General features: G+C 30.8%; 23 protein-coding genes and 1 pseudogene. 10 read left to right on the top strand and 14 right to left on the bottom strand.

The features are described 5' to 3' along the window. The first annotated feature begins 71 nt into the window (after positions 1-71). Complete coding sequence (locus LQ622_RS13855; protein ID WP_103361574.1) at positions 72-752, top strand: replication initiation protein; 681 nt, start codon at positions 72-74, stop codon at positions 750-752. A 45-nt stretch (positions 753-797) separates the two neighbouring features. Here LQ622_RS13855 and LQ622_RS15230 read toward each other — a convergent pair whose 3' ends face one another. Further along, on the bottom strand, positions 798-977 hold the full coding sequence (locus tag LQ622_RS15230; RefSeq protein WP_375713867.1) for a hypothetical protein: 180 nt from the start codon (positions 975-977) through the stop codon (positions 798-800). Here LQ622_RS15230 and LQ622_RS13845 point away from each other — a divergent pair. Beyond that, positions 901-1,386 (top strand): DUF1643 domain-containing protein, encoded by a 486-nt coding sequence (locus LQ622_RS13845; RefSeq protein WP_103361573.1) that lies wholly within the window; start codon positions 901-903, stop codon positions 1,384-1,386. The genes LQ622_RS15230 and LQ622_RS13845 overlap by 77 nt on opposite strands. Position 1,387: 1 nt before the next feature. Beyond that, positions 1,388-1,594 carry a hypothetical protein gene (locus tag LQ622_RS13840; RefSeq protein ID WP_016911188.1) on the top strand — a complete coding sequence of 69 codons (207 nt, stop codon included), beginning with the start codon at positions 1,388-1,390 and terminating at the stop codon, positions 1,592-1,594. A gap of 20 nt (positions 1,595-1,614) precedes the next feature. On the opposite strand, the pseudogene LQ622_RS13835 reads toward LQ622_RS13840, so the two are convergent. The 3 genes and pseudogenes from LQ622_RS13835 to cadC form a co-directional block, all read right to left on the bottom strand. After that, a pseudogene (locus tag LQ622_RS13835) lies at positions 1,615-1,839 on the bottom strand (cadmium resistance transporter); the annotation flags it as partial. 97 nt (positions 1,840-1,936) lie between these two features. Then, entirely contained in the window at positions 1,937-4,354 is a 2,418-nt protein-coding gene (locus tag LQ622_RS13830) for a heavy metal translocating P-type ATPase (RefSeq protein WP_204168102.1), read from the bottom strand. Further along, entirely contained in the window at positions 4,347-4,715 is a 369-nt protein-coding gene (gene cadC, locus LQ622_RS13825; protein ID WP_239706424.1) for a Cd(II)/Pb(II)/Zn(II)-sensing metalloregulatory transcriptional repressor CadC, read from the bottom strand. The genes LQ622_RS13830 and cadC overlap by 8 nt, the downstream gene beginning before the upstream one ends. 338 nt (positions 4,716-5,053) lie before the next feature. On the opposite strand from cadC, the gene LQ622_RS15110 reads away from it, so the two are divergent. From LQ622_RS15110 to LQ622_RS15225, 6 genes are all read left to right on the top strand, one after another. After that, the gene (locus tag LQ622_RS15110; protein WP_257504265.1) at positions 5,054-5,179 is read left to right on the top strand and encodes a hypothetical protein; all 126 of its coding nucleotides are present in this window, start codon (positions 5,054-5,056) and stop codon (positions 5,177-5,179) included. A gap of 307 nt (positions 5,180-5,486) precedes the next feature. Further along, positions 5,487-7,337 (top strand): heavy metal translocating P-type ATPase, encoded by a 1,851-nt coding sequence (locus tag LQ622_RS13820; RefSeq protein WP_103361570.1) that lies wholly within the window; start codon positions 5,487-5,489, stop codon positions 7,335-7,337. 63 nt (positions 7,338-7,400) lie between these two features. After that, positions 7,401-7,637 carry a heavy-metal-associated domain-containing protein gene (locus LQ622_RS13815; protein ID WP_011867729.1) on the top strand — a complete coding sequence of 79 codons (237 nt, stop codon included), beginning with the start codon at positions 7,401-7,403 and terminating at the stop codon, positions 7,635-7,637. Between the two features lies 1 nt (position 7,638). Further along, positions 7,639-8,190, top strand: a complete 552-nt coding sequence (locus tag LQ622_RS13810; protein WP_103361569.1) for a Dps family protein — start codon at positions 7,639-7,641, stop codon at positions 8,188-8,190. Between the two features lie 16 nt (positions 8,191-8,206). After that, positions 8,207-8,899, top strand: coding sequence for a Crp/Fnr family transcriptional regulator (locus tag LQ622_RS13805; protein ID WP_071563121.1), 693 nt, complete (start codon positions 8,207-8,209; stop codon positions 8,897-8,899). 99 nt (positions 8,900-8,998) lie between these two features. After that, entirely contained in the window at positions 8,999-9,190 is a 192-nt protein-coding gene (locus LQ622_RS15225; RefSeq protein WP_158259021.1) for a transposase, read from the top strand. A 5-nt stretch (positions 9,191-9,195) separates the two neighbouring features. Here the strand turns inward: LQ622_RS15225 and LQ622_RS13800 are convergent, their stop codons facing one another. The 8 genes from LQ622_RS13800 to LQ622_RS13770 all read right to left on the bottom strand — a co-directional run bounded on the left by LQ622_RS13800 (position 9,196) and on the right by LQ622_RS13770 (position 20,291). Continuing rightward, the gene (locus LQ622_RS13800; protein ID WP_107564554.1) at positions 9,196-9,777 is read right to left on the bottom strand and encodes an SAV1803-related protein; all 582 of its coding nucleotides are present in this window, start codon (positions 9,775-9,777) and stop codon (positions 9,196-9,198) included. 1 nt (position 9,778) lies between these two features. After that, positions 9,779-10,552: an HNH endonuclease gene (locus tag LQ622_RS13795; protein WP_103360467.1), complete on the bottom strand. Its 774-nt coding sequence runs from the start codon at positions 10,550-10,552 to the stop codon at positions 9,779-9,781. A 281-nt stretch (positions 10,553-10,833) separates the two neighbouring features. Beyond that, positions 10,834-13,809 carry a restriction endonuclease gene (locus LQ622_RS13790; RefSeq protein ID WP_239775420.1) on the bottom strand — a complete coding sequence of 992 codons (2,976 nt, stop codon included), beginning with the start codon at positions 13,807-13,809 and terminating at the stop codon, positions 10,834-10,836. An 11-nt stretch (positions 13,810-13,820) separates the two neighbouring features. Next, positions 13,821-15,692, bottom strand: a complete 1,872-nt coding sequence (locus LQ622_RS13785) for a site-specific DNA-methyltransferase (protein ID WP_239775418.1) — start codon at positions 15,690-15,692, stop codon at positions 13,821-13,823. Positions 15,693-15,694: 2 nt separating this feature from the next. Beyond that, a complete protein-coding gene (locus LQ622_RS13780) occupies positions 15,695-16,411 on the bottom strand; it encodes a DUF4391 domain-containing protein (protein ID WP_239775416.1) in 717 nt (238 codons plus the stop codon). 2 nt (positions 16,412-16,413) lie between these two features. Then, the gene (locus tag LQ622_RS13775; RefSeq protein ID WP_239775414.1) at positions 16,414-19,662 is read right to left on the bottom strand and encodes a helicase-related protein; all 3,249 of its coding nucleotides are present in this window, start codon (positions 19,660-19,662) and stop codon (positions 16,414-16,416) included. A 121-nt stretch (positions 19,663-19,783) separates the two neighbouring features. Further along, a complete protein-coding gene (locus tag LQ622_RS15220) occupies positions 19,784-19,933 on the bottom strand; it encodes a DUF6339 family protein (RefSeq protein ID WP_353805036.1) in 150 nt (49 codons plus the stop codon). Beyond that, a complete protein-coding gene (locus tag LQ622_RS13770; RefSeq protein WP_232165821.1) occupies positions 19,914-20,291 on the bottom strand; it encodes a DUF6339 family protein in 378 nt (125 codons plus the stop codon). Before LQ622_RS13770 ends, LQ622_RS15220 begins: the two co-directional genes overlap by 20 nt. Positions 20,292-21,026: 735 nt before the next feature. Here LQ622_RS13770 and LQ622_RS13765 point away from each other — a divergent pair. After that, positions 21,027-21,479, top strand: a complete 453-nt coding sequence (locus LQ622_RS13765) for a MarR family winged helix-turn-helix transcriptional regulator (protein WP_239724304.1) — start codon at positions 21,027-21,029, stop codon at positions 21,477-21,479. Between the two features lie 193 nt (positions 21,480-21,672). Here LQ622_RS13765 and LQ622_RS13760 read toward each other — a convergent pair whose 3' ends face one another. Both LQ622_RS13760 and LQ622_RS13755 read right to left on the bottom strand, forming a co-directional pair. After that, positions 21,673-23,295 (bottom strand): poly(glycerol-phosphate) alpha-glucosyltransferase, encoded by a 1,623-nt coding sequence (locus LQ622_RS13760; RefSeq protein WP_239705648.1) that lies wholly within the window; start codon positions 23,293-23,295, stop codon positions 21,673-21,675. Between the two features lie 140 nt (positions 23,296-23,435). Further along, the coding region (locus tag LQ622_RS13755) for a Rib/alpha-like domain-containing protein (RefSeq protein ID WP_239775412.1) at positions 23,436-23,768 on the bottom strand (333 nt) is incomplete at its 5' end.

Genomic DNA, 23,768 nt, shown 5'->3' with positions numbered 1-23,768 from the left:
TTATATAGAAGTGGGAAACTATTAATAAATTTGGCGAGTGCTAACTTATAACATGGAGAGGAATAAAATTCATGACAAAATTTAATGGAAATGTGTTTGTAGAATATCATAGCGATTTAAATAAAGTTATATTTAATGATTTTAAAGCAGTAGAACTTAATTTATTTTTTGCTATATGTAGCTTGTTAAAACATTGCGGATCCGAGCGTATGATATTAGAAATTAGTGAAATAAAGAAAATAGCTAATTATACAAGTCGTAGTAAAAAGCGTTTTGAACCGGACTTTACAAATACTATTAAAAAGGCAAAATCATTAAATTTCAGTGTTTATAGTGAATTTGAAAGTAAGCAATTAAGTATGTTTAATGATGATAAAACTATGATTGATTTTGAAGGTAAAAAGTTATCTATAGCCTTAAATCCAGATTTCGTATACCTTTTAAATAACTTTGATGAGAATAGTATTTGTTTTTCAATGTCTGATTTCACTAACTTAAAATCAATATATTCTAAACATTTATATCGCTTATTTACAGAATATCAAGATGAAGGTACTTATACATTTAGTATAGAAGCGTTTAGAGAATTTCTAGATATTAATTCAAAATATCCTCATATGAAGGATATAGACAGACGCATTCTCTGTATGATTAAAAATGAATTAAATCAATTTTATCAATACTTTCAGTATAAGAAAGTATTAGAAATGCCACAGCGAGTGATTGAAATTAAATTTAATTTTATAAAGTGAAAAATGAGCGCATCCAAACTTTGGATGCGCTCATTGAATTTATTTTTATTGCTGACCTGCCATTAATTTTGCTTGTTCAACAACTTGTTCCACAGCCATTTTTTGAATGTCCGATGGATAGCTATATTTTTCAGTAGAAACTGAAGCTATATTTAGTGATGATAAGCAACATCGGTATTTACTAAAGAAAACATGGGATGACAAGAAACAATCTATCGTCATCATTACCATGTATCCGAATATGACAGGCATGCTTCAAATAGATTTAACAACCCAATTAATTATGAACAAAATTTCAGAAATGGATGAATATGGTGCAATTTATTTTGTGAATTTATATTCTCATATTACGACACCTATTAATCTGAAACATATCGAAAACAGCCATGACAAGCATACAGATATTCACATTATGAAAGCTGTCAAAGAAGCCGATAGTGTTTTATTGGCTTGGGGTTCCTACGGTAAGAAACCCCTTGTGGAAAACCGAGTGAATGATGTATTAGACATGTTAAAACCTCACAAAAAGAAAATCAATATATTAACAAACCCTCAAACAAATGAAATCATGCATCCATTAAATCCATACGCTAGAAAGGCATGGACAATTAAACCTTTAAAGGAGACTAAATAGAATGAATCAGACATGGAAAGAAGTATACCAATATTTAATGCATCAACCACACATCGATGTTATTAAAGGCATTATCGCCTTTTCATCAAACATAAAAAATGATTCAGAATTAGATGAACTATATTCCATTTATATGAATGATGATTCTATCACATCCATCGTTCACCCTGACTTAATAGAAAGTATAGAGGTTATCCATAATGAGTAAAAAAAGAATAGATGTTGTCAAAGTCCAAATAGTCCGATAACCCATTGCTGAGGAATTAAATTTACAACCCCCTGTGCAACTAAAAGACTTGCTCCTATAACAATTGCAGTCCCTATATATTGTCCTATCCAAATATGTTTCACCTGACCTTTTTTTACTTGCGAAAACAAAAGAATTAATATAACGAGATAATCAATTCCTGTTGCTACATATACCGCAGCTGCTGTAAGTATCGTTGCGATCATTTTTCCATCTCCAATATTTTAGGGGTAGGACTTTTCTTCAAATTGAAAAGCCCCCCTTGAATTGCGCACAGCGTGACCTTACTATTCTGTTTTCTACCTATTTATCCTTCACTCTCATCAGTCGTAAACTATTTAATGCTACCAAAATAGTAGCTCCCATATCGGAAAGAATCGCTATCCAAAGGGTTAACCATCCCGGGATAACTAATAGTAAGGCAATTATTTTAATTCCGATAGCAAAAGTGATGTTAGCTTTAATGATATTTAAAGTTTTTCGACTGAGTCTTACTGCAAATGGAAGCTTACTTAAATCATCTCCCATTAATGCAATATCAGCTGTTTCAATTGCAGTATCCGTTCCAGCACCGCCCATTGCAATTCCAACAGTAGATGTAGCAAGTGCTGGAGCATCATTAACGCCATCGCCAATCATAGCTACATTATCATACTCCGATTGCATTTTTTTAATATAATCTAATTTATCCTGTGGCATCAATTCAGACTGAATATCAGAAACGCCTACATGTGTACCGATTGCATTTGCAGTACCTTGATTATCACCTGTCAGCATAATTGTTTGCTTGATACCTAACTGATGAAGTTTTTGAATCACATTTTTACTTGTTTCACGAACCTCATCTGCAACGGCAATTACGCCGAGAATTGTTTTTTCCGTTCCAATAATCATGGCTGTTTTTCCTTGGTTTTGTAGGATTTTCACATTGTTTTCAAACCCAAGGCTAAAATCGGAAACATTTAATTCCTTGAAAAGTTTTGGGCTTCCAATATAGTAAGTAGTTCCGTTTACAATCCCTTTTATACCTCGCCCAGTAATCGAAGTGAATTCTTCCACTTGTACATTAGAATAAGGGATATTATCTTGCTCTGCCTTTTTCATTATTGCTGAAGCAAGTGGATGTTGTGAACGATATTCTAAAGCTGTAATGGTAGAGAATAGCTCTTTTTCTTCCACTTGGTCATTTAATACTTCAAAATCTGTTACCACTGGTACACCTTTTGTCAGTGTTCCTGTTTTATCAAATGCGACTGCCTTAATGGCTCCTAATTTCTCGAGATAGACACCACCTTTAACCAACACACCTTTTTTCGCTGCATTTCCAATTGCCGAGACAATCGAGATTGGAGTAGAAATAACTAATGCACAAGGACATCCAACTACAAGAACTGCTAATCCTTGATAAACCCATGTATCCCAACTGCCACCAAAGAATAGGGGTGGAACGACTGCAACCAAGGCTGCAATAACCATAATGATCGGAGTGTAGTATTTCGCAAATTTATCAACGAATGCTTGGGCTGGAGCACGCTCCCCTTGTGCTTCTTCAACAAGATGAATAATCTTGGCAATGGTTGTATCTTCTACGTATTTGGTGATTTTTACTTCAATTAGTCCCTCTTCGTTAAGCGTACCTGCAAATACTTCGTCATCTACCGCTTTGGAGACGGGAACAGATTCTCCTGTTATAGCTGCCTGATTGACAGCCGACAAGCCATTCACAATGATTCCATCCATGGCAATTTTCTCCCCTGGTTTGACAATCATGATATCACCCACAGCGATATCGTCCACATGGATTATTATTTCCTGACCATTTCGTCTAACTAGTGCTTCTTTTGGGGCGATATCCATCAATGAACGTATGGATTGTCTTGCTCTGTCCATAGAGAAGCGTTCAAGTGCTTCACTGATTGCAAAAAGAATAACAACAATAGATGCCTCTGCCCATTCACCAATAATGGCAGCTCCAATAACGGCAACGGTCATCAGGGTTTTCATGTCGAAATCAAAGCGTATCAAATTTTGAAAACCGACTTTAAATAATGAATATCCTCCAATTACAATAGAACCTACAAATAACATGGAAGTTACGAGGTTATCTTCTCCATTTACAAAGTGAGAAAGGTAACCAAAAGCAATTAGTAGTGTGGCAAACAGCAATGTACTATGTTTTTTATAAAATGGTGTTTTCTCTTCTTTATGAGCCTTAGTGTCATCTTTAACCCTTTGTATCGTTTGATTCGCTAGTTTTTCAGGAGATACTTTTAGATTCTCAAAAGCACCTGCTTTTTCAAGTTCTTCAACCGATGCATTTCCATATACATCAATTTTAGAAGCGCCAAAGTTTACTTTTGCATCCTCAACTCCAGCTATTTGTTTTACATTTTTTTCAAACTTCCCCGCACAATTTGCGCAGGAAAATCCTTCCACACGGTAAACGTTTTTATCTTTAATTACCACAGGTTCTACCCGTCTTTTAGGTTTCTCTGGTGCCACTTTAAGATTTTCAAAAGCACCAGCCTTTTCTAGTTCTTCAACAGTTGCACTGCCGAAGACATCAATTTTTGAAGCTCCAAAATTTACTTTTGCGTCCTGAACGCCTGGAATCTTTTTAACATTTTTCTCAAACTTTCCTGCACAATTTGCACATGAAAATCCTTGGACCCGATAGACGTTCATTTCTTCTTCCATTAGTTTAACCTTTTGTTCAGACATTGACCTTCACTTCTTTCTTATGTGCTAGGGCGATCATTATTATCTGCCTGATATGTTCATCATCTAAAGAATAGAAAGCTAGTTTTCCTTCTTTTCTAAAGTTGACCACCCCTTGCTTATAAAGCGTACGTAAATGATGAGATGCATTTGCTATCGTAACACCTAAGATATTTGCTATATCACAAACACACAACTCTTCATCCTGACACAGAGCGTAAGTAATTTTTGCTCTATTTTCATCGGCAATAGCCTTTAACATTTGGCTAACACCAGAAATATCAACTGTTTGTAAATCCCCTTGTATTCGATTAACCTTTTCTTCGTCATAACAAAAAATTTCACAAGTATCTTTCTTTTTCATATTATCATCCCATCTTCATTCAAATATTTATTTGAATATATTATAACCATTTTCGACTCATCATGCAAGCAAATATTTGAATGAAAATAAAAGAAGTAAGTAGGGCATAAAATTCTAGTCTCAAAAACGAAGATTTACAAGAAAATAATTGGAATATTGTCCAAAGTAATGGTAATTCAGCTGAAGCAGATTTCGCTGATGACACCGTTATATTTTCTTCTTCTAATATTTTATCAATAACAACAGCTTATCAATATACATTAAATGAAGAAGAAACAGAAATAACATTTACACTTAATAAACCTAGTTATACTGGAAATAAATCAGAAGAAGTAGTTATGAAATATACTATTGAGAAAAAAGATAATGAATATTTACTTACTTTAATTAGTGATAGTTCAGAATGTTTTGAAAAGGGGTTTACAATTATATTAATCCCTCAAGAATTAGAAAGTACAAGTTAAAAACAATAATAAAAAGAAAACGGCTAGCATTGCGACTGCTAGCCGTTTAGAGAATAAGCTTAAGATGAATGAGCATTTGAGCTATAAAAAGGAATTAAATGCTAACAAAAATTATATGAAAGAGTAAATAGTCAATAATAAAAATAATTAGGTCATGAGTATATGTCCTAGTTATTTATATATATATCTATCTGTTTAAGCCTAAATATTATTCGCTATATTTATTAGATAAGATTGATATAGGTCAAGTTTATATTTCTTAAAAACGAATACACTATGGTTAAACTAAAGTGTAGGAGAGGTTTATATGCAACAGACTATTTTGAAACATAAAAATCATATTACTGTTATTAGTGGTTTACTTATTATTATAGGTTTTATTGCACATTTTATCTTTAGCAATATGGTTATCTTTAATAGCGCTTTTATAATTGCTTCTATATTGGGTGTTATACCAATCGCAATACAGGCTTATCAGGCTATGAAAGTAAAAGTAGTGAGTATTGATGTTTTAGTAACTATAGCGGTTATTGGTGCTTTCTTTATTCAAAATTACGAAGAGTCAGCTATTGTTACTTTCTTATTTTTATTTGGATCATATTTAGAACAGCGTACACTTAAGCAAACACGGTCTGCTATTAAAGAGTTGACGGAAATGGCTCCAGAGACTGCTTTTAAGCAATTGTACGACGGACAATTTGAAGAAGTAGATATTGATGAAGTAGAGGAAGGAGATATTCTCATAGTAAAAACTGGGGCTAAGATTCCAGTAGATGGTAGGGTAACTACTGGAAAAGGACATGTAAATGAGGCTAATATCACCGGTGAATCTTTACCTCTAAAGAAAGAGAAAGGTGATGAAGTATTTGCCGGTACCATTATGGATAATGGGACTATTCAAATAGTTGCTGATAGAATTGGGGAAGATTCTACATTTGGTCGAATTATTGAGTTAGTAGAAGAAGCACAAGATTCTAAATCGGAAGCTGAACGATTTATTGACCAGTTCTCTCGTTGGTATACACCTGTAGTACTTATCATTGGGCTATTAGTTTGGGTATTAACTAAAGATACAGCACTTGCAGTTACTGTATTAGTACTTGGTTGCCCAGGGGCCTTGGTCATTGGTGTACCTGTTTCAAATGTCGCGGGTATAGGAAATGGTGCAAAGAATGGTATTTTGTTTAAAGGTTCTGAAGTGATTAGTCATTTTGCGAATGTAGATACAGTCCTATTTGATAAAACAGGTACCTTAACTGAAGGAAAGCCTGAAGTTAGCGAATTCGTTTACTATGGAAATAATCAAGAGGAGGATTTATCTTTATTATACTCGATTGAAAGGGAATCTGACCATCCCTTAGCTGTCGCTATTACAAATAAATTAGCGCAATATAAACTAAGACCTGTAGAGAGTACACAGGTTATAAAAGGTGGGGGTATAATTGCTCACGTTGACGGACACATTGTTGCAGTAGGGAATAAAACCTTAATGGAACAAGAAAGTATTCCACTATCTAATGATGTTCTTAAAGAATTAGATAAATTAGAAAGAGCCGGTAGTTCAATTGTATTAACGGCAGTTGATCGTCAGTTAATCATTTTAATGGAAATCCGTGACCAAGTTCGACCAAGCGTTAAACAAGACCTACAAAAATTAAAATCACTTGGTGTTAAAAATCTCATTGTATTATCAGGGGATAATCAAGGTACAGTTAATTTAGTTAAAAAGGAGCTAGGATTAACCGAGGCCCATGGCGATATGCTACCAGAGGAGAAGCAAGCATTTTTAAAAGAAAGACAGTCTACTGGTGAAATTGTTGCTTTTATTGGTGATGGTGTGAATGATAGCCCTTCTCTAGCTATTGCAGAAGTAGGGATAGCTATGGGAAATGGGACAGATGTGGCTATTGAAAGTTCAGATATTGTTCTAATGAATTCCAATTTTAATCGTCTCCCCCATGCTTTAGGTTTAGCTAAAGGAACATACGCGAATATGCAACAAAATATTCTCATTGCTGTTGGTGTGGTGATAATACTATTGGGTAGTTTAATATTTAGTGAATGGATGTCTATGTCAATTGGTATGTTAGTTCATGAGGCAAGTATTTTGGTCGTTATTTTAAATGCAATGAGATTAAGAAGTTATCAATTAAGATAATTGATCCGTGTCAATTATTTTAAAAAAAATACCTTATATAATTTATTTAAAGGAGTGATAGATATGACTAAAGCAACATTAAAATTAGAAACATTAACTTGTCCATCATGTTTACAAAAAATTGAAAGTGGTTTAAAACAGACTGCTGGTGTAGAAAAAGATTCTGTAAAAGTGCTGTTCAATGCAAGTAAGGTAAAAGTGGATTTTGATGAAGAACAAGTCAATTTGAATACAATTGAAAAAGCTATTGAAAACTTAGGATATTCCGTTATTAGTTCAAAAGTAAAGGAAGGTGTATAAAATGACAACAGTAAATGAAAGACAAGAAAAATTAGCTGCTGAACAAGCCTATAAAGAACACATTCATCATACTAAGATTAATGCAGCAGCTGTTACAGATCATGTACTGGCTAATATTCATACCTTGCATGTAAAATTACACCAATATCATTGGTATGTAAAAGGCACAAATTTTTATTCGTTGCATGAGGTATTTGAAAAACTATATAATGAAAATGAAACATGGTTTGATAAAATTGCAGAACGTTTACTAGCTTCAGGATTTAAGCCAGCATCAACAACTACCGAATTCCAAAAATTTACAACGATTTCTGAAGATCTGTCTGAAAAATATTATTCTGCTGAAGAAATGGTCTTACAGTTAGCAGAGGATTTTAGATCTAACCGTGAATTTACCATTCGTGCAATGCGTTTAGCCCAAGAAGAAGCAGATGATGCGTTAGAGGATTTACTAATTAGTTATAAAGATTATTTAGATGTAAATATTTGGCAACTTCAAGCCTTTGTTAACAAGGATGCGCTAGAAGACGATGATTATATAGATAATGATTAATTAGGAGGAAAGTTGTATGGCACACCATCATCACCATAGTCATGTAGATTGTATACGTTTAGTTCCGATTTTTAACCACCTAAATGAAGAACAAATGAGTTTAATTGCACAATCAGCGCATGAAGTACATTATGAAAAGAATGCGTTGTTATTTGGAAGTGGTGATAAAGATGACACACTATATATCGTAAATAATGGGCGTGTACGTATTTATAACTTAAATGAATCCGGTCGTGAACAAACTGTACGCATACTAAATCCTGGTGATTTTATGGGAGAAGTGGCTATTTTTCAAACTGAAAGTTACCATTCTAATTATGCTGAAGCAATATCAGAAGTAAGTATATGTAGAATTCATAAAAAAGATATGAATGACTATTTAGATGCTTACCCAGAAATTATAAGAAGAATCCTATCAGACGTTACGAAACGTTTACAGGTATCAGAAAAGCAAACGATGCAGGTTGGTATGGAGCAAGTAGAGTCTCGTATTATTGATTTTCTATCAGAATACGTTGAGAATGAAGAAAATCATACTTATGTGACCTTACCAATGTCAAAGAAGGATCTAGCTTCTTATTTGGGTACAACTCCTGAAACAATAAGTCGAAAGTTTTCAGCATTGGAAGAAAAAGGTTTAATTAAACAACATACGCATAAATATATTGAGATATTTGATTTAGATGAATTATTATTTTCATCAAGTTAAAGTGCCGAAAAAACCGTAAGAGGATAATACTCTCACGGTTTTTTTGGGTATACAAAAAGGCCATGAAATCCTAAAATAAAGTAAATTACCACAATATACTTGAAAGCAGGAAACATTATAGAGGATCGAAAACAGCAGTCGTTAATTCGGTATTTCCATCGCTATTCTAAAGAAGCACGAGCTGCAGTAAAGACGATTTCAATGAACTTATATTCTCCATATATAAGTGTTGTTAAAGCTTTTTTCCCTAATGCAAAAATTGTTATTGATCGTTTAAAATCATTTCGTTAATCATATTATCTTTTTTCGTATAATTCTTTTTTATATAACTTATACATATCAGTGATATTTATCTTATTATCTATTTCTAATAATATTTTTTGGACATATTCTTTTGATAAATACGCCTTTTCTTTACAGTTTTTTTGCCACTCTAATCCAGGATCGATTTCATTTATATACCATTCCTCAACATTAGGTAATATAAAAGCAAAATACCCTGCTAATCCATGAATTCCATTAGATTCTTTCGCGATTAGAGTGTGTAATATCAAATGTTCAAATAAATCGCTGTAAACTAGATTTTCTTTCTTCTGGTAATCGAAAGGGTATTTATAATGACTAATAAAATTAGCATTTGAAAGATTATCGTATTTATTTTCAAATACATGATGGCAATATAGTCCTTCCTTTGTCTTTGAAAACTTACCTTTACTAATAGACTTTATTTCTCCATTTAAGAATTTATTATAAGATTTCTCTTTATAATAGTTATCTGTAACTTCTCCATACTGTTTATTAAGTAATATAATAACTTCATCATAAGACATATTAAGTAAGTTTATATAGTGTTGGTATTTATCTTCATAATTCATCATTTTACTCCTTATTTTTGTTAACTATTACGCGCAATTCCTCAATAGATAAGGGCTGTTTAGGATTTCTATGAATCATTTTATGACAGTTTGAGCAAAGTGGAATTAAATCAGATTCTGGGTTTTTACTAACTTCTTGTTTTATAGAAAACATAGGTTTTATATGATGTATTTCAATAAACCCTGAGCCTAATTCTCCATATTTAGATTTAAAATTGAAACCACAAACTTTACAACTAGTACCATGTATTTCTATGGCTTTTTTTCTTAGTGCTTGGTTTCTCTCATATTTCGTTCCGTATTGAATGTAAGGTTTTCCTTCAATATACTCAATATTTTCTAGTTCTGGATTTGATTTAGTTTTTTTATTTTTTGAAATATCTTGTACATATTTTTCTAAATTGTCTTTTAAAGAAAAGGGACCTTGTATATTCCCGTTTAATCCATTTTCTTGTAAAAAGTTAAAGTCCAGTTTTTCATCGTTAAGTTCATTTAATAATTCTAATTCCATATAATTCCCGTAATTTGTATAGTTTTCCCCTTTGATCACAAATTCACTGTCATCTATAGTTGCTTTCGGTTTATTCACTTCTTTTATTAAGCACTGGTATTTTATGCTTTTTACAGGTGCAGAAATGTAGATATATACAATATCCCCAGTTTTAGCTTTACTTAAATTTTTACTTTGTTTCCAATCTATAACGTTAAATTCATTAAAAGCACCTATAACATCATAGTATTGAACATTACAAGGTATAACCCATTGTGTATTTGTCATTTTTCATATTCCCTTCCCATTTAAGAAATAATGTTAATCAAATTAACTCCTTATATAGTTTACATAATAGGTCATTATCAGAACTACACAAACATCTTCTGTTGAAGGTTATAGTTTGATAGAAAGATTTTAAATAAACATTTAAATTCACAATTATCCCGTCCTTGTATACCTTAGTATCTATAAATTATTATATTAAAATACCAGCACAGAGTAAGAGGGAAAATCTAATCAAAATGTGCTGGTAAAAATTTTATTGTTACTTTATAAATAAAATATTTTTAATAAATATTTTTTAAGCTCGTTTCTTTCACAAAATCTATTCCTGTATCAATCGCATCAAAGTGTTTTTTACCACATTTTATTTTAGATAATTCAGTTGGTCTCAAATCTTCACTTGCTATACTTCCTTTAGTTTCTACAATAAAATATAGCTTTTCCTTACCGAATTTCTCTAAAAGTACAGCCCAGTCAGGATTGTATGGTCCTAGTGGCGTTTTCACTTTAAACCAAGACGGTAATTTTATATAGAACTTAACGTTCCCATCTTTCTCACATTCAATTGCAAACTCTTTTTCGACTGTGGAATCATAGATAATATGATCATATAGAGAACGATTGTCGTTTACTTTTAAAGCATTTGTTGTATAACTTGAAAGTTCATCAGTTAGAAATAGAGTTTGTTCATATTCTTCATTATTTCTCTCATATTTAACACCATCTACAATTGCATTCTTCTTTGCCGAATTAATAATTCTAGCGGTTTCCATCATGTACATTTGTGGATTACGTCTAAAATCTCTTAAAGTTTCACTATTAGATAATATTCTAATTAATGTTTTCCTAGTAAGTTTTGTCTCATTCTGTAAATAACTAATAATATCAGGAGCTTCTGTGTATTCTTCCTCAGATGCTTCAAATCCTGTAGATGTTTCATTAATTGTTCTTACACCTGATTGATCAGTTACAATATTTACTTTTTGATATTCTAATTTTGCAATTTTTACTGACAATTCTTCTCTTAATTTTGCTGAAGCGGTGTGAATAAATGCATCACTATCAAATGAAATAACATACTTAGTTTTGTATTTTATTTTATCCCAAATTTCTAAGAAAGGACCTGACAGTAATTCTTTACGTACTTTAATACTTACTCGTTCATCTTTATTTTTTATATCTACTTTATTAGTATCAAATATATTTTTCACAAAATCTGTGATTGAATCTTTCATTTTTTCATTGATATTTAAAATCTCTTCAGGTAATTCAAGTTCATCTTTCTCAATTGCTTCAGCTAATTTTAAACTTCCTTTTCCCTTACTATCAATATATTTATTTTCTTTCATGAATTTAATAAGAATCTTCGATTTAGCAGTTCCAAGCGGAATCTTTTCTCCTAAATCATTTGTTCCAATTACAATTGAACTAAAACTATTTTCTTCAAATATTCCAAATTTCATTCCTTCTTCTTCGTATTCTCTCTGCAAACCATTAGCAAAGTCTTCATAACTTTCATTAGCCATAACAGTTAATGTATTCGTTTCAAAACCAGGCACACGTTGCCCCTCTTGATTAACAGCAATACGTAAACCACGTCCAATTTTTTGACGTTTTGTAATGGTATCTTTTGTTTCTATTAAAGTACAAATTTGAAAGACGTTTGGATTGTCCCATCCTTCTTTTAGCGCAGAATGAGAGAAAATAAAGCGTAGTTTATTTGCCTTATCAGTTTTTCCCTTTTCTGCGTTATACATTGTTAAAAGTTGTTCTTTATCTTTCATGATGATTTTATATGTACTCTCATCTGCTGCAGTATCACCTTTTGTATTTTTAGGAATACCTTTGCCATCTACAGAAAAATATCCATCATGTACTTCTTCAGCCGGTATGTGTCTATCGATTAGTGATTTATACTTCTCTTTTTTGATTAACTTATTGTATTCAGCTTCAAATATTTGTGCATATTCTTCTTTGACCATGTTTTTATTCTCATCATATGATCGATACTTTTCAACCTTATCAATAAAGAATAAACTCAATACTTTGATACCTTGTGAATTTAATTTTAATTCTTTATCTAAATGCTCTTCTATCGTTTTACGAATTTGACCTCTTTTTATTTGTCTATCGTTTTCGTTTGATTGACTTAAACGTATGATTGACGGCTCTCCTGAAAATTCAATATACTCATTACCAGGCTCAGCAGAAATTTCTTGTACAAAACCTACTTTTTCATATGTAGAAATCCGCTTAGATTTAAGATATAAATCATCACCTTGCTTTAGTTTTATTTCTTTTTTGTCGATATTTCCTTTAGAACTAACATACATTTCAACAGATGCTGTTATAGTTGTTTTATTTGATTTAACATTTAATAATTTAATATATGCTTCATTACCATCTACATCATTTTTTATACCAGCAACTTCTATTTGTTTTACTAATTCGTGTTGGTATGCTTCTACAGGGCCCAATCGATATAGCAAAGGATATTCAGTATTTTTATGCGTTGCAGAATATCTAAATGAAACAGATGGATTTAATGCTTCAATAGCTTTCTTAGCATTTTCAGTGTTATCTACACTTTGAGGCTCATCAATGATAATAATAGGATTTGTTTCTGCAATTAGATCTATCGGTCTAATACCATTTAATTTATCCATATCATCACGATAAATGATATTCATATTATCGTTATTCTTCTTACCTTTAGAAAAAGCTTGAATATTAATAACCATAATCTCAATGTTATTGCTCTCAGCAAAGTTACGTACTTCATCAAGCTTTGAACTGTTATACATAAATGAGTTATAAATCACACTATTCATTTGTGTTTTAAAGTAATCTTTAGTCATTTCAATCGTTTTCATAACACCTTCTTTGATTGCAACTGAAGGTACTACAATCACAAACTTAGTAAATCCATATGATTTGTTTAACTCAAGAATCGATTTTAAATACACAAATGTTTTACCCGTACCAGTTTCCATTTCTATATTGAATTGAGGAAATGGAATAGGAATTGAATCCGAAATTGGAATACCATTATCTATTTGAATTTGATTGACGTTCTTTAGCATTTTTTCGTAGTTTTTAATTACTTTATTCCCTACACCATGCTCGCCAAAAAAACTACCTTGGGTTCTCTTATCGGAAATTGTGAATAAAGATTGATTGATTTCATGACCTTCAAAAACATGTAACACTGAATTAATTGCATCTTGCTGATAATTCAGTTCATCAAATTGAATCTTCATTTAAACACCTCTTATATCGTTAATATATTCTCTTCTGGATAACCACTATCCTTTAATAGTTCGATTACATTCAATTTATCTGCATCACTCTTAAACCCTGCATCTTTCAATACTACTGAGCTCGTATCAGTACCATATTCATTGCGTTTCTCAACAATTATTTGTGCCATCGAAACATCAATATTATCTGCTAAACAAACGAATAGATTTCCGTAAGCAATGTCATAGACATTTTTCCCCTCATGTTCGAACTGGTTTACATTATACGTTAACTCTAAACCATTCTTAAGCATAATTTCATATACAACATCTAGCTCACTTCTATCCTCAACAAATACATCTTCATAAGCAAATAAGTTATCCTCTAAATCTTCAAAATCTGAATTCCATTCACGAATATTTGATTTATCTAGCTTCAGTACCTTAAAACCAATATCTAATCGCTCAGGATCCACAATATCATCAGCCAGCATTCCAGCCTTGGTATTCTTCTCGATTAACTCCTGCTTAACTAACTCACCCGCACGACGAATTCTCTCTTCACCAATATCACAAATCGTTCTATAACCATCTTTATATGCTTCACTCTTCTCATCTGACTGTTCTGGAAGCTGAACCATAATAAACTTTCTATTGCCACCATCTTCTGCATTTAATTGCATTGTTGCGTGAGCTGTTGTGGCTGAACCTGAGAAGAAATCTAAAATTAAATCATCATTCTTTAGATTCGTAACGGATGACAGTAACTTTTTTAACAATATCACAGGTTTAGGGTATGAAAATTCTAATTGTTTTAATACTGCTTCAAAGTCTTTTCTGCCAATTGTTGTTCCTCCATACATAAGAATAGATTCTAAATATGTCTTTCTACGCTCATCAGTCGGAATTATTAAACGAGGTTGTTTATTACCATCTGATCCCCAATAAATTAAATCTTCTGCTAAGAGTTCATCAATCCTCTCTTTAGACCATTTCCATTGTCGAGTAAACGTTTTTCCTGAAGGGTTTTCTATAGAAAAATAATTTGGGTGTGTTTTTGATTCTTTGTCTGCATTCACTGCTAAATTTGCAGTCTCCAACTTATTTTCTTTACCAAAAAGTGGTTCGCTAATTTTTTTAAATTCGACTTTATCTTTATTTTTATAACAAACTATAATGTATTCATGAATTTTTCTAAATCGTTTTGTAACTTTTAACGTTCCTGAAGAACCTTCTGATTCTTTATTCCAAATCATAATTTCGACATTATTTTCACTAAATATTTCTTCGCATACTAATGTCAATCTATTTACTTCCTCATCATCAATACTTATAAATATTACACCTTCATCATTTAACAAATTCCTTGCTAATTTCAATCTAGAATACATCATATTCAACCATTCCGTATGAAATCTTCCATTACTTTCAGAATTAGTTGATATTCTATTTCCTTCACCATCTGTTTGTCCAGTTTGTTCTAAATAATTTTCTATACCATCTCTAAAATTATCTTTATATACAAAGTCTTTACCAGTATTATAAGGCGGATCAATATATATCATTTTAATTTTGTTGCTATACGACTTTTGTAGTAGTTTCAATACTTCTAAATTATCACCTTCAATATATAAGTTCTCTGTCGTATCAAAGTTTTTGCTTTTCTCTTTATCCGGTCTTAATGTTCCTTTAGATGGCTTTTGTGCTCCTAAAATCGCATCTTTCTTACCATGCCAATTGAATGAATATCGTTCCTTCTCTCCATTTACTTCTTGTCCTAATATTGTTTTTAACTTATCAAAGTCTATTTGCTCTCCATCTGTTAATATTTCAGGAAACAATTCTTTTAACTTCTTAATATTCTCATTCGTTAAATCTGGTGAACTACTTAGTATTTTATTCATTACTATTCCTCCTTAGTTAGGTACTTTGCTCTTTCTTCTTTAAGTTTATTAGCTTTAAGTTGATACTCAATTCTTCTATTCAATTGTGGTTCTTTCTTCGCCTTATTAACCAACTGCTGAATTTCTTTATCAAGCTTCATCACTAATTCTAACAATTCAACTTTGTTATCTTCAATTGAAGCATCATATTTCTCTTTTGATTCAGCTGCAACAAATTTAGCCATCATATCTACATAAAGTATCCTTAAGCTCGTTTTATCTAAAGCATCCAAGTTTGCTGAACTTAAGTATGTATTTAAGTTAATAGTTTCTGTTGTTTCAAGTATATTCGTAACTCTTAAATAACCATTGTCTGTTTTTTCATGTTCCGACATTATTATTTTATATCGATCTTCGCAGTTAAATATTATAATTAATGGATAAGGCATTACTGAAGCTAACGTTTTATAAATATCTTTAACTTTACTGAGCTGATTTACCTTTATTTGAAAGAGAATTATTTCTTCATACTTTTCTTTTTTGCTTTCATATTTAAGTATATTCGTATTACGTTCAGAAATTGTCGCTAGAATTCTTATACCTCTAGCCACTATCCTTTCCTGGAATAATTTGCGCTGAGGTAAGGTAAGCTGTTTCTCTAACTGATTGAAAGGAAAGGTTCTTAACGTCCATGCTTCTTTAGGTAAATTTAGGATAGTTAAAATTTCTTTTTCTTTCATAATTAATCTCCTTTAATAATTAAAAATGAAATTAATTCAATATCATTAAAATCTAAGTTTAAGGATTGTTGAATATCTGTTCCACCTGGTGTAAAGAAACTATCAAATACAGATTCTTCTTGTTTATTCCTTACAACATCAATTGATTTCTTTAGTAAGTCAGTATAGATTGTCATATCTTCACCGTTATCAGTCTCTTTGTTAAATTGATCTACCAGCTCAGCAAAAGGGTCATCTTGTCCTAAAGCTAATCTTCTATAGAAATCTAATATCGTCTTAGCGTTCGTATAGTGTAATAAAGAGTCTCCGTTATCTTTTAAGTAAAGTAGTATATATGGCTCAAGGCTATTGTTAGACATATCGATTGGTGCATTTTGTTTAAAACAGAAGATAACTCCTGGTTCTGCTTCTTTTAATACATTATTCGATACAATAGAATACATCCCTTTCGGCGCTTTCTCTAAATCTTTCTTGTGCGCTTTAATAGCATGGGATAAATCACTCTTAAAGTCTGTATACGTTAAATCTGTAATTGAAATTGCACCCGATACGTCTTCTAAGTTTATTCCTTCATCTTGCAATGCCTTCAACTGGTTACGACGATATTCAATATCATTCATTTCTTTCCCAGAAACGTCGAATACATCTTCTTCACCAGTAGCTGACGTATTAAGTAACTTCATACGCCCTTTAACTCTTTCTTCGAGGTTAATGTATTCATCTAGTTCCATATTTGGCCAGAAGTTTACTAGTTGAATATCCTTGTTTCTTGAACCAATCCTGTCAATACGACCAAATCTCTGAATAACTCTAACTGGGTTCCAGTGAATATCATAGTTGATTAAGTAATCGCAATCCTGTAAGTTTTGCCCTTCTGATATACAGTCTGTTGCAAATAAAATATCAATTTCTTCAGTAGCTTCGGGTTTGGTAAGCGCTCTGTCCTTTGATATTGGAGAGAAGTTTGTAAGTACATCAACTAAATCTTTAGCTTTTACACCCTTCAGAGTAGTTTTGTTATCTCCAGAACCCATCACCATTGCTGAATGTATATTGTTTTCTAATAAATTCTCATTTAGGTTGTTGTATAGATATTGAATCGTATCTGCAAATGCTGAGAAGATAATAATCTTCTTATTACCATCATTGATAGGATTTTCGATCTTCTTCTTAATATGCTCACTTAATACTTTTAACTTTTCATCTCTACTAACATCGATATTCTTTGTCTCATTATACAAATCCGTTAATAGCGTTAAATCTCGTTTTAGATCACATAACCACTTGATATGATCAATATCTTCGACTTTAATACGGACTTTATCGCTTCCTACTGTAATTGTCTCTAATTCATCATCTTCAATTTCCGATGTTTCACTATAATCATTACTAAAGTTCTTATTATGGGAATCTTCTAGAATATTAATTGTCTCATTCATCTTGTAAATGATGTTCTCAATCGTTTTATTAAATGAATATATCGAGCTCTCTAGCCTTTTAAATATATTCACTTTCATTAAACTAGCGACAGCAAATTCACGATCTGTTTGTTTAAATTTACCTGACCCATCTTTTACCGTTGTATCATATAAATCTTCATAATATTTTCTTTTATTTGGCAATACATACTTCATCGGTTGATAAATACTGAATTCCATACTGGACATAAGTTCATTAACTTTCGCCATACCTCTAAATTCATTATTGATATCCACATCAGTCTTTATAGATATTGGTTTTAATCTATTCGGGAAAGAACCAATATCATTTACATCATAATACTTTTCAATATGTTTTCTACTTCTTGCTATTGAAAGTGCATCTAAAATTTGAAAATATTCGGGATTCACCATATTTAAAAAGTTCGTTGTTGTTCTTTCTTCACTCGGTAGTTCCGACCATCTATTAAATGAAGTTTGTGCATTTTTAAGTGCTGTATTTATTGAATCAACACCTTCATTTAATAATGCTGTATCATCTTCTTCTGTAATAAATGCTATTTGATTTTTAATGTCATTCATTTTGTTATTCACAGGGGTAGCTGAAAGCAAAAGAACTTTTGTTTTAACACCCTTTTTAATTACTTCCTGCATCAATTTTTGATATCTAGTTAATTTATTTTTTACAGCATTATTATTTCTAAAGTTATGTGATTCATCAATGACGACCAAATCATAATTTGACCAATTAATAGATTCAAGATTAATATCACCAGTATCTCCTGAGTCTCGACTTAAATCAGTATGATTGAGGACATCATATCTAAATCTATCATCTACAAGAATATTCTTTTTATCGTTCTGTTTATATGTTAGCCAATTGTCTCTCAATTTTTTTGGTGCTAGTACGAGTACTCTATCATTACGTAATTCGTAATATTTGATTACCGCTAAAGCGGAGAATGTCTTTCCTAGTCCTACACTATCTGCTAATATACAACCGTTGAATTTTTCAATTTTATCGATAATACCAAGTACTCCATCTTTCTGGAACTCGAATAATTTATTCCAAACGACAGTTTCTTTAAAATTAGTACCTTCTTTTATTACGTTATCCTCGCTCAAATTATCTAACTCATCTGAGAAGATGTTATAGAGCGTCACAAAATATAACCACTCTGGAGAGTTTTCCTTATAGATTAGTTTAATTTGTTCTAGCACATTTTCTGTTACATCTTTGACCTTTGTCTCATCATTCCAAATAGCATCAAACTCAACTAAGCTATTCTCAACTAATTCATCTACACCTGCTAATACGAAATATGATCCGAGTCTATTTGAAGAAGTTAAACCTAACCCATCAGCTGTAAAATCGATATCTGATTGTGAAAATAAATTAACCTTATTATTATGGACTAATAATTGTTTACTTATTGAATAATCATCAACAAGTGTTTTAAAAGTAGCTTTTTCATTTATCCATTTTGTGACTTGATTCGCTGTTCGCGTAGAAATCATTTTGTTTCTTAACTGAATCTCAAAATTATTCCCATCGAACTTTGGATTATTCTCAATTTCTTGTAATTGCAGTTTGTATTGTCTCTTTACTTCTTGTCCTAATTTATAGAAAGCGGGTTTAGTAAATAAAAATTTAAACTCTGATAATTTATCTAATTCTTCTTTAATAGCATAGTATGCAAATAAACTAAATGTGGCTGATGCAACTGTCAACTTAGCATCTTTATAAACATTTTCTTTAAGTAAATTAACTAAAGTATTCTCTCCTTTATTATCAACTACGTATTGTTTCATTGCTGTTTTCACCCCGATTAATTTATTAATTCTATTATCTCATAAATAATTCGTTAAGACTTAGTTATTATAGATATATTTCACTTCTTAATATTTTAATATTTATCATATACTCATAATTCTACTCGTTATCCTTCAAATACCCATAAATCTCTTCTTCAACTTCCGCTCTTGTCTTCAAATCAAGCAGAGTAACTCCTCCAATTAGATTCAAATACTTATTCGCTTGAACAAAGTGATCTCGTTTTATATCAACTCCATCTTGTTTCAACCTGTAAATCGCCGAAAGAATCCCTAATCCCAGTTCTTTTTTTCGATGTAAAGTTACTTGAGAAGAATATTACTGCTCTAGCTGAGAAATCACTTTCGCAGAAAAACTTAATGTGTTCATATGGGTCTTCTCTCGTTGCATCATATGTAAGATTCCCCACCCACCATAATCTAGATAGTACATTGACAAACAATGCTCTTTTTAAACCATTTTTGTATGATGTTAATGCAGTTTTAATTCTTTCATCTTTATTCTTACTCAGTTCATCATTTAATCGATAATACAAATAATCTTTGTAATATGTCATTGTCATTCCTAACCAGAACTTTTCTTGACTTGCTTGTACTGGTGATAGCATATGCAATGAACGATGTAGTATTTCAACATTCTTTGGATCTGTATCTGAATAAATTCCTTCAGTAATTAGAGGTTCATAGTCAAACTCAATATTCCCATCAAGAATTGTCTCTTTATTAAAGATGGTTTCTAATCCCGCTTCATCATTCTCTTATATATACTTCACATATGTATCAAAATTCGCCAAGAACTCTTCTACTGTTTCACTAGTCGCGTATTTAATTATCTTTTTCATTATACGACCAATTTTTCGTCTAGATATAGTGAGGCTATGTTCATTAAATTATTCTTAATTTGTTTTGTACCGAAGTTTTTTTCTATTCGAATTAAACGTATCTATAATAATGAATCGCCTACACTTAATTCGACATTTTCTATGAGAATAATATAGAAAATAACCTCATCATTTGTGATAATTTTCACAAAAACATAACAGCAATTCTCATAAACCTCATACGTTCCGATACGTTCAAAATCCCTTTATGAAGCGGCTGAAAAAACCGCATCATTTATGATATGCTTCCCCTTATCAATAGTTCTGCTAAAATTATACACTATAATAATTATAAAACCACCGAAACAATTGTCCAAAATATAATTTATATAATGTTGTATAAAACAACAATATTTTTTTATAAATTTCTTATTTAACCTTTATTTAATTGTCATATTTTGGTAAAATTATTTTATAAAAGATACTTTACTTATATTAACAATAGAAAGAGGGATTGTTTTTATGGTTATTAAAGAAGAAACTCAATTTAAAATTGAATTTAGAAACACTATTCTCAATTTAAATGAAAATGTTGATTCACTAGTTAAAAAAACAACTAATAATTGTGGATATTCAGTTAAGGTATGTAAATTGATATATTTTATTAAATTTCATGATGGATTAAACTTAAATGAATTAAGCATAAAATTTAATGATGATAAAGGGAACTTAAGTAGATTAATTGATAAATTAATAAATTTAGGATTTCTAGAGAAAAAAAAGGAAATTGATGACAAAAGAAAAACGTATATATTTATAACTAAGAAAGGGGAGAATATGATTAATGATGTACAAGAAGAATGTTCAAAAATTATAGATGAACTTTTAATCATCTATAATGATAAAGAAAAAGCTAATTTTATACATTTGATGAAAAGGCTTGATGCTCATATTACTAATTTATTGAGGGATTAAGTGATTTCATTTAATTTAAAAGGAAAAAATATTTAAATTATATCAATAAACCTCCACAATGTTTTTTAACAATTATTTTTCAACAACTTAGATTCTAAATATTATATTATATTAATTTGATAGTATGAAATATATACCATAGTCTTCCTATAATTATTTAAATAAGAAGGTTTATACGCGTAATACTTATAATTTAAATATAAATATTAGTTTTTTTAGTGCTAAATACTTTTTGATATTGAACATACCCTGATAAATAGTGTTCAATATCATCAATCCTTACTCTATAACCATGATGTTTAATGAAGAATGAATTCACAATGCGTGCAGGATTTTTAAAATACATAGCAATTTCTGGATAAAAATAACCTGTTCTTTCATAATCTGCTCTTAAATGTATTGTATTTATGAATTTTTCTTCATCTAAATAAGTTTTAACAAGTTCATCATAGCCAGTCTTCTTAGCTTTTTCCACTAAGTGATAAGTCGCCATTAACATTTCTAAAAATGTTGGGAATGTCGTTTCCCTTTGTTGCATATAATCTAAATAACTCGATACGTTCTGAATGCCAAATTTGTAATATTTCTCTTGTGGATCAATTTGTACTAATTCATTTGTACAATATCCTAACCAGTGATCATGATACTTCCAATATTTTTTCTCAATAAACATTTCAAATAACATTTTGACAGTATTCAACCATTCTTCATTATAATCAATTTGATAAAGTCTTAATAATGCTAAAGCAGCTTCACCATCATAATATACAATTCTAAATTGTTCTTTAGTCGTTAAATCAGGATAATTTAATACGTGAATCGTTTGTTGTTGATCATCAATCATCGACAATATCCCTCTAGCAACTTTCTGTGCAGCTTCTAAATATCGAGCATTATCAGGTACATGCTTTAAATATTCACAAATCGCGAAGATAAATGCAGCATTTTGACCTAATTTTATTTCATTCACACCTTCAGTATCATCAAAAATATATCCCGCACCATCAACTTCAAATAAATAATGTTTGATTAAATAATCAATCGCCTTTTCTACAATCGTCACATCTTCATTTAAATAACTCAGACCTTCTATTAATGCATATGTTGATGATGAATGACGTAAATTATTATAAAATCCTATTTCTTTATCGAAATGTGGAAAATAACCATAAATATACTTTCCGTTATCTTGAATTTGATTTTTCAAAAAATGAGTACTTGTCTCAATTAATCGATCAATTTCTTCATTAATATTATCAATTTTTCTTAGACCTTTACGATATCCCTTTTCTTCTAATTCAATAAGTTGATCTTTTTCAATAAAATAGCTTTTCGTGTAGAACTTATAAACATCTTCATTTTCATAATTACGATGTGTGAAATATTTTCTTATTCTTTTATACTTTTTAATATAGTTGTTAATGTTCTTCTCAGACATGAAAAGCTCTTTACTATTAGGTTCTGGTCTTATAAATGCATTGGTATTAATTTCTTCAGGTAAGAATGCTAACTCCCAATTATTATCTAATGAAAAGCCATATTCTACATAATTTCTACGTGTATGAGTTAAATCATGCTTTAATTGTTCATATTTAATTTTTTCAATTGATGTAACGAAATCTATTTTGATCCATTCGGCTTTTTTACCAGTATTTTTTCGAAATGCTTCTATATATTTTTTAATATTTCGGTCATCATTATGTGATTTAAACATTTTTACTAAAGCCTTTTGGGAAGGATGACCAATACTAACAAAAATTTTTTCTGCATCTGAATGACTATTGAATAAATTCTTTAGTTGATTAGATATATCCATTCATTACATACCTTTCTGTATTAACTTTTATAAAAACTAGCCTAAATCTGTTTTATTAATGAAAATTATGACACTATCCTAAAAATCATAGAGGCTGGGACAAAAATTTGCCCCAGCCATAAAATTTCAATTATATAATTCTAGTTATTTTCTTTGTTGACTTTTTTACGACGACCAAGTAAGAATAATGATCCAATTCCAGCAAATAAACCGCCGAATAAAGCACCGTTATTTATTGGTTGTTCACCAGTGTCTGGTAATTTCTTATCATTATTTAATTTATCATGATCATCTGTAGTTGCAGCTTTTGCAATGCCGTTTCCATCATTGTTGTTTGAATCAGTTGAACCCATTCCCATATCTGAATCGCTGTCTGCTTCTTCACCGACTGTTACTGGTACTTTAATGTGATCTTCTGTACCATCTGGGTATTTCACTGTTACATCTACTTCTGTTGTACCTGGTGTTTTACC

Origin of the sequence: Mammaliicoccus sp. N-M50, from assembly GCF_022386995.1 — a bacterium.
Lineage (GTDB): Bacteria > Bacillota > Bacilli > Staphylococcales > Staphylococcaceae > Mammaliicoccus > Mammaliicoccus sciuri_A.
Note: the sequence above shows the minus strand (reverse complement) of the source record. Positions and strands in the feature narration are given on the sequence as shown.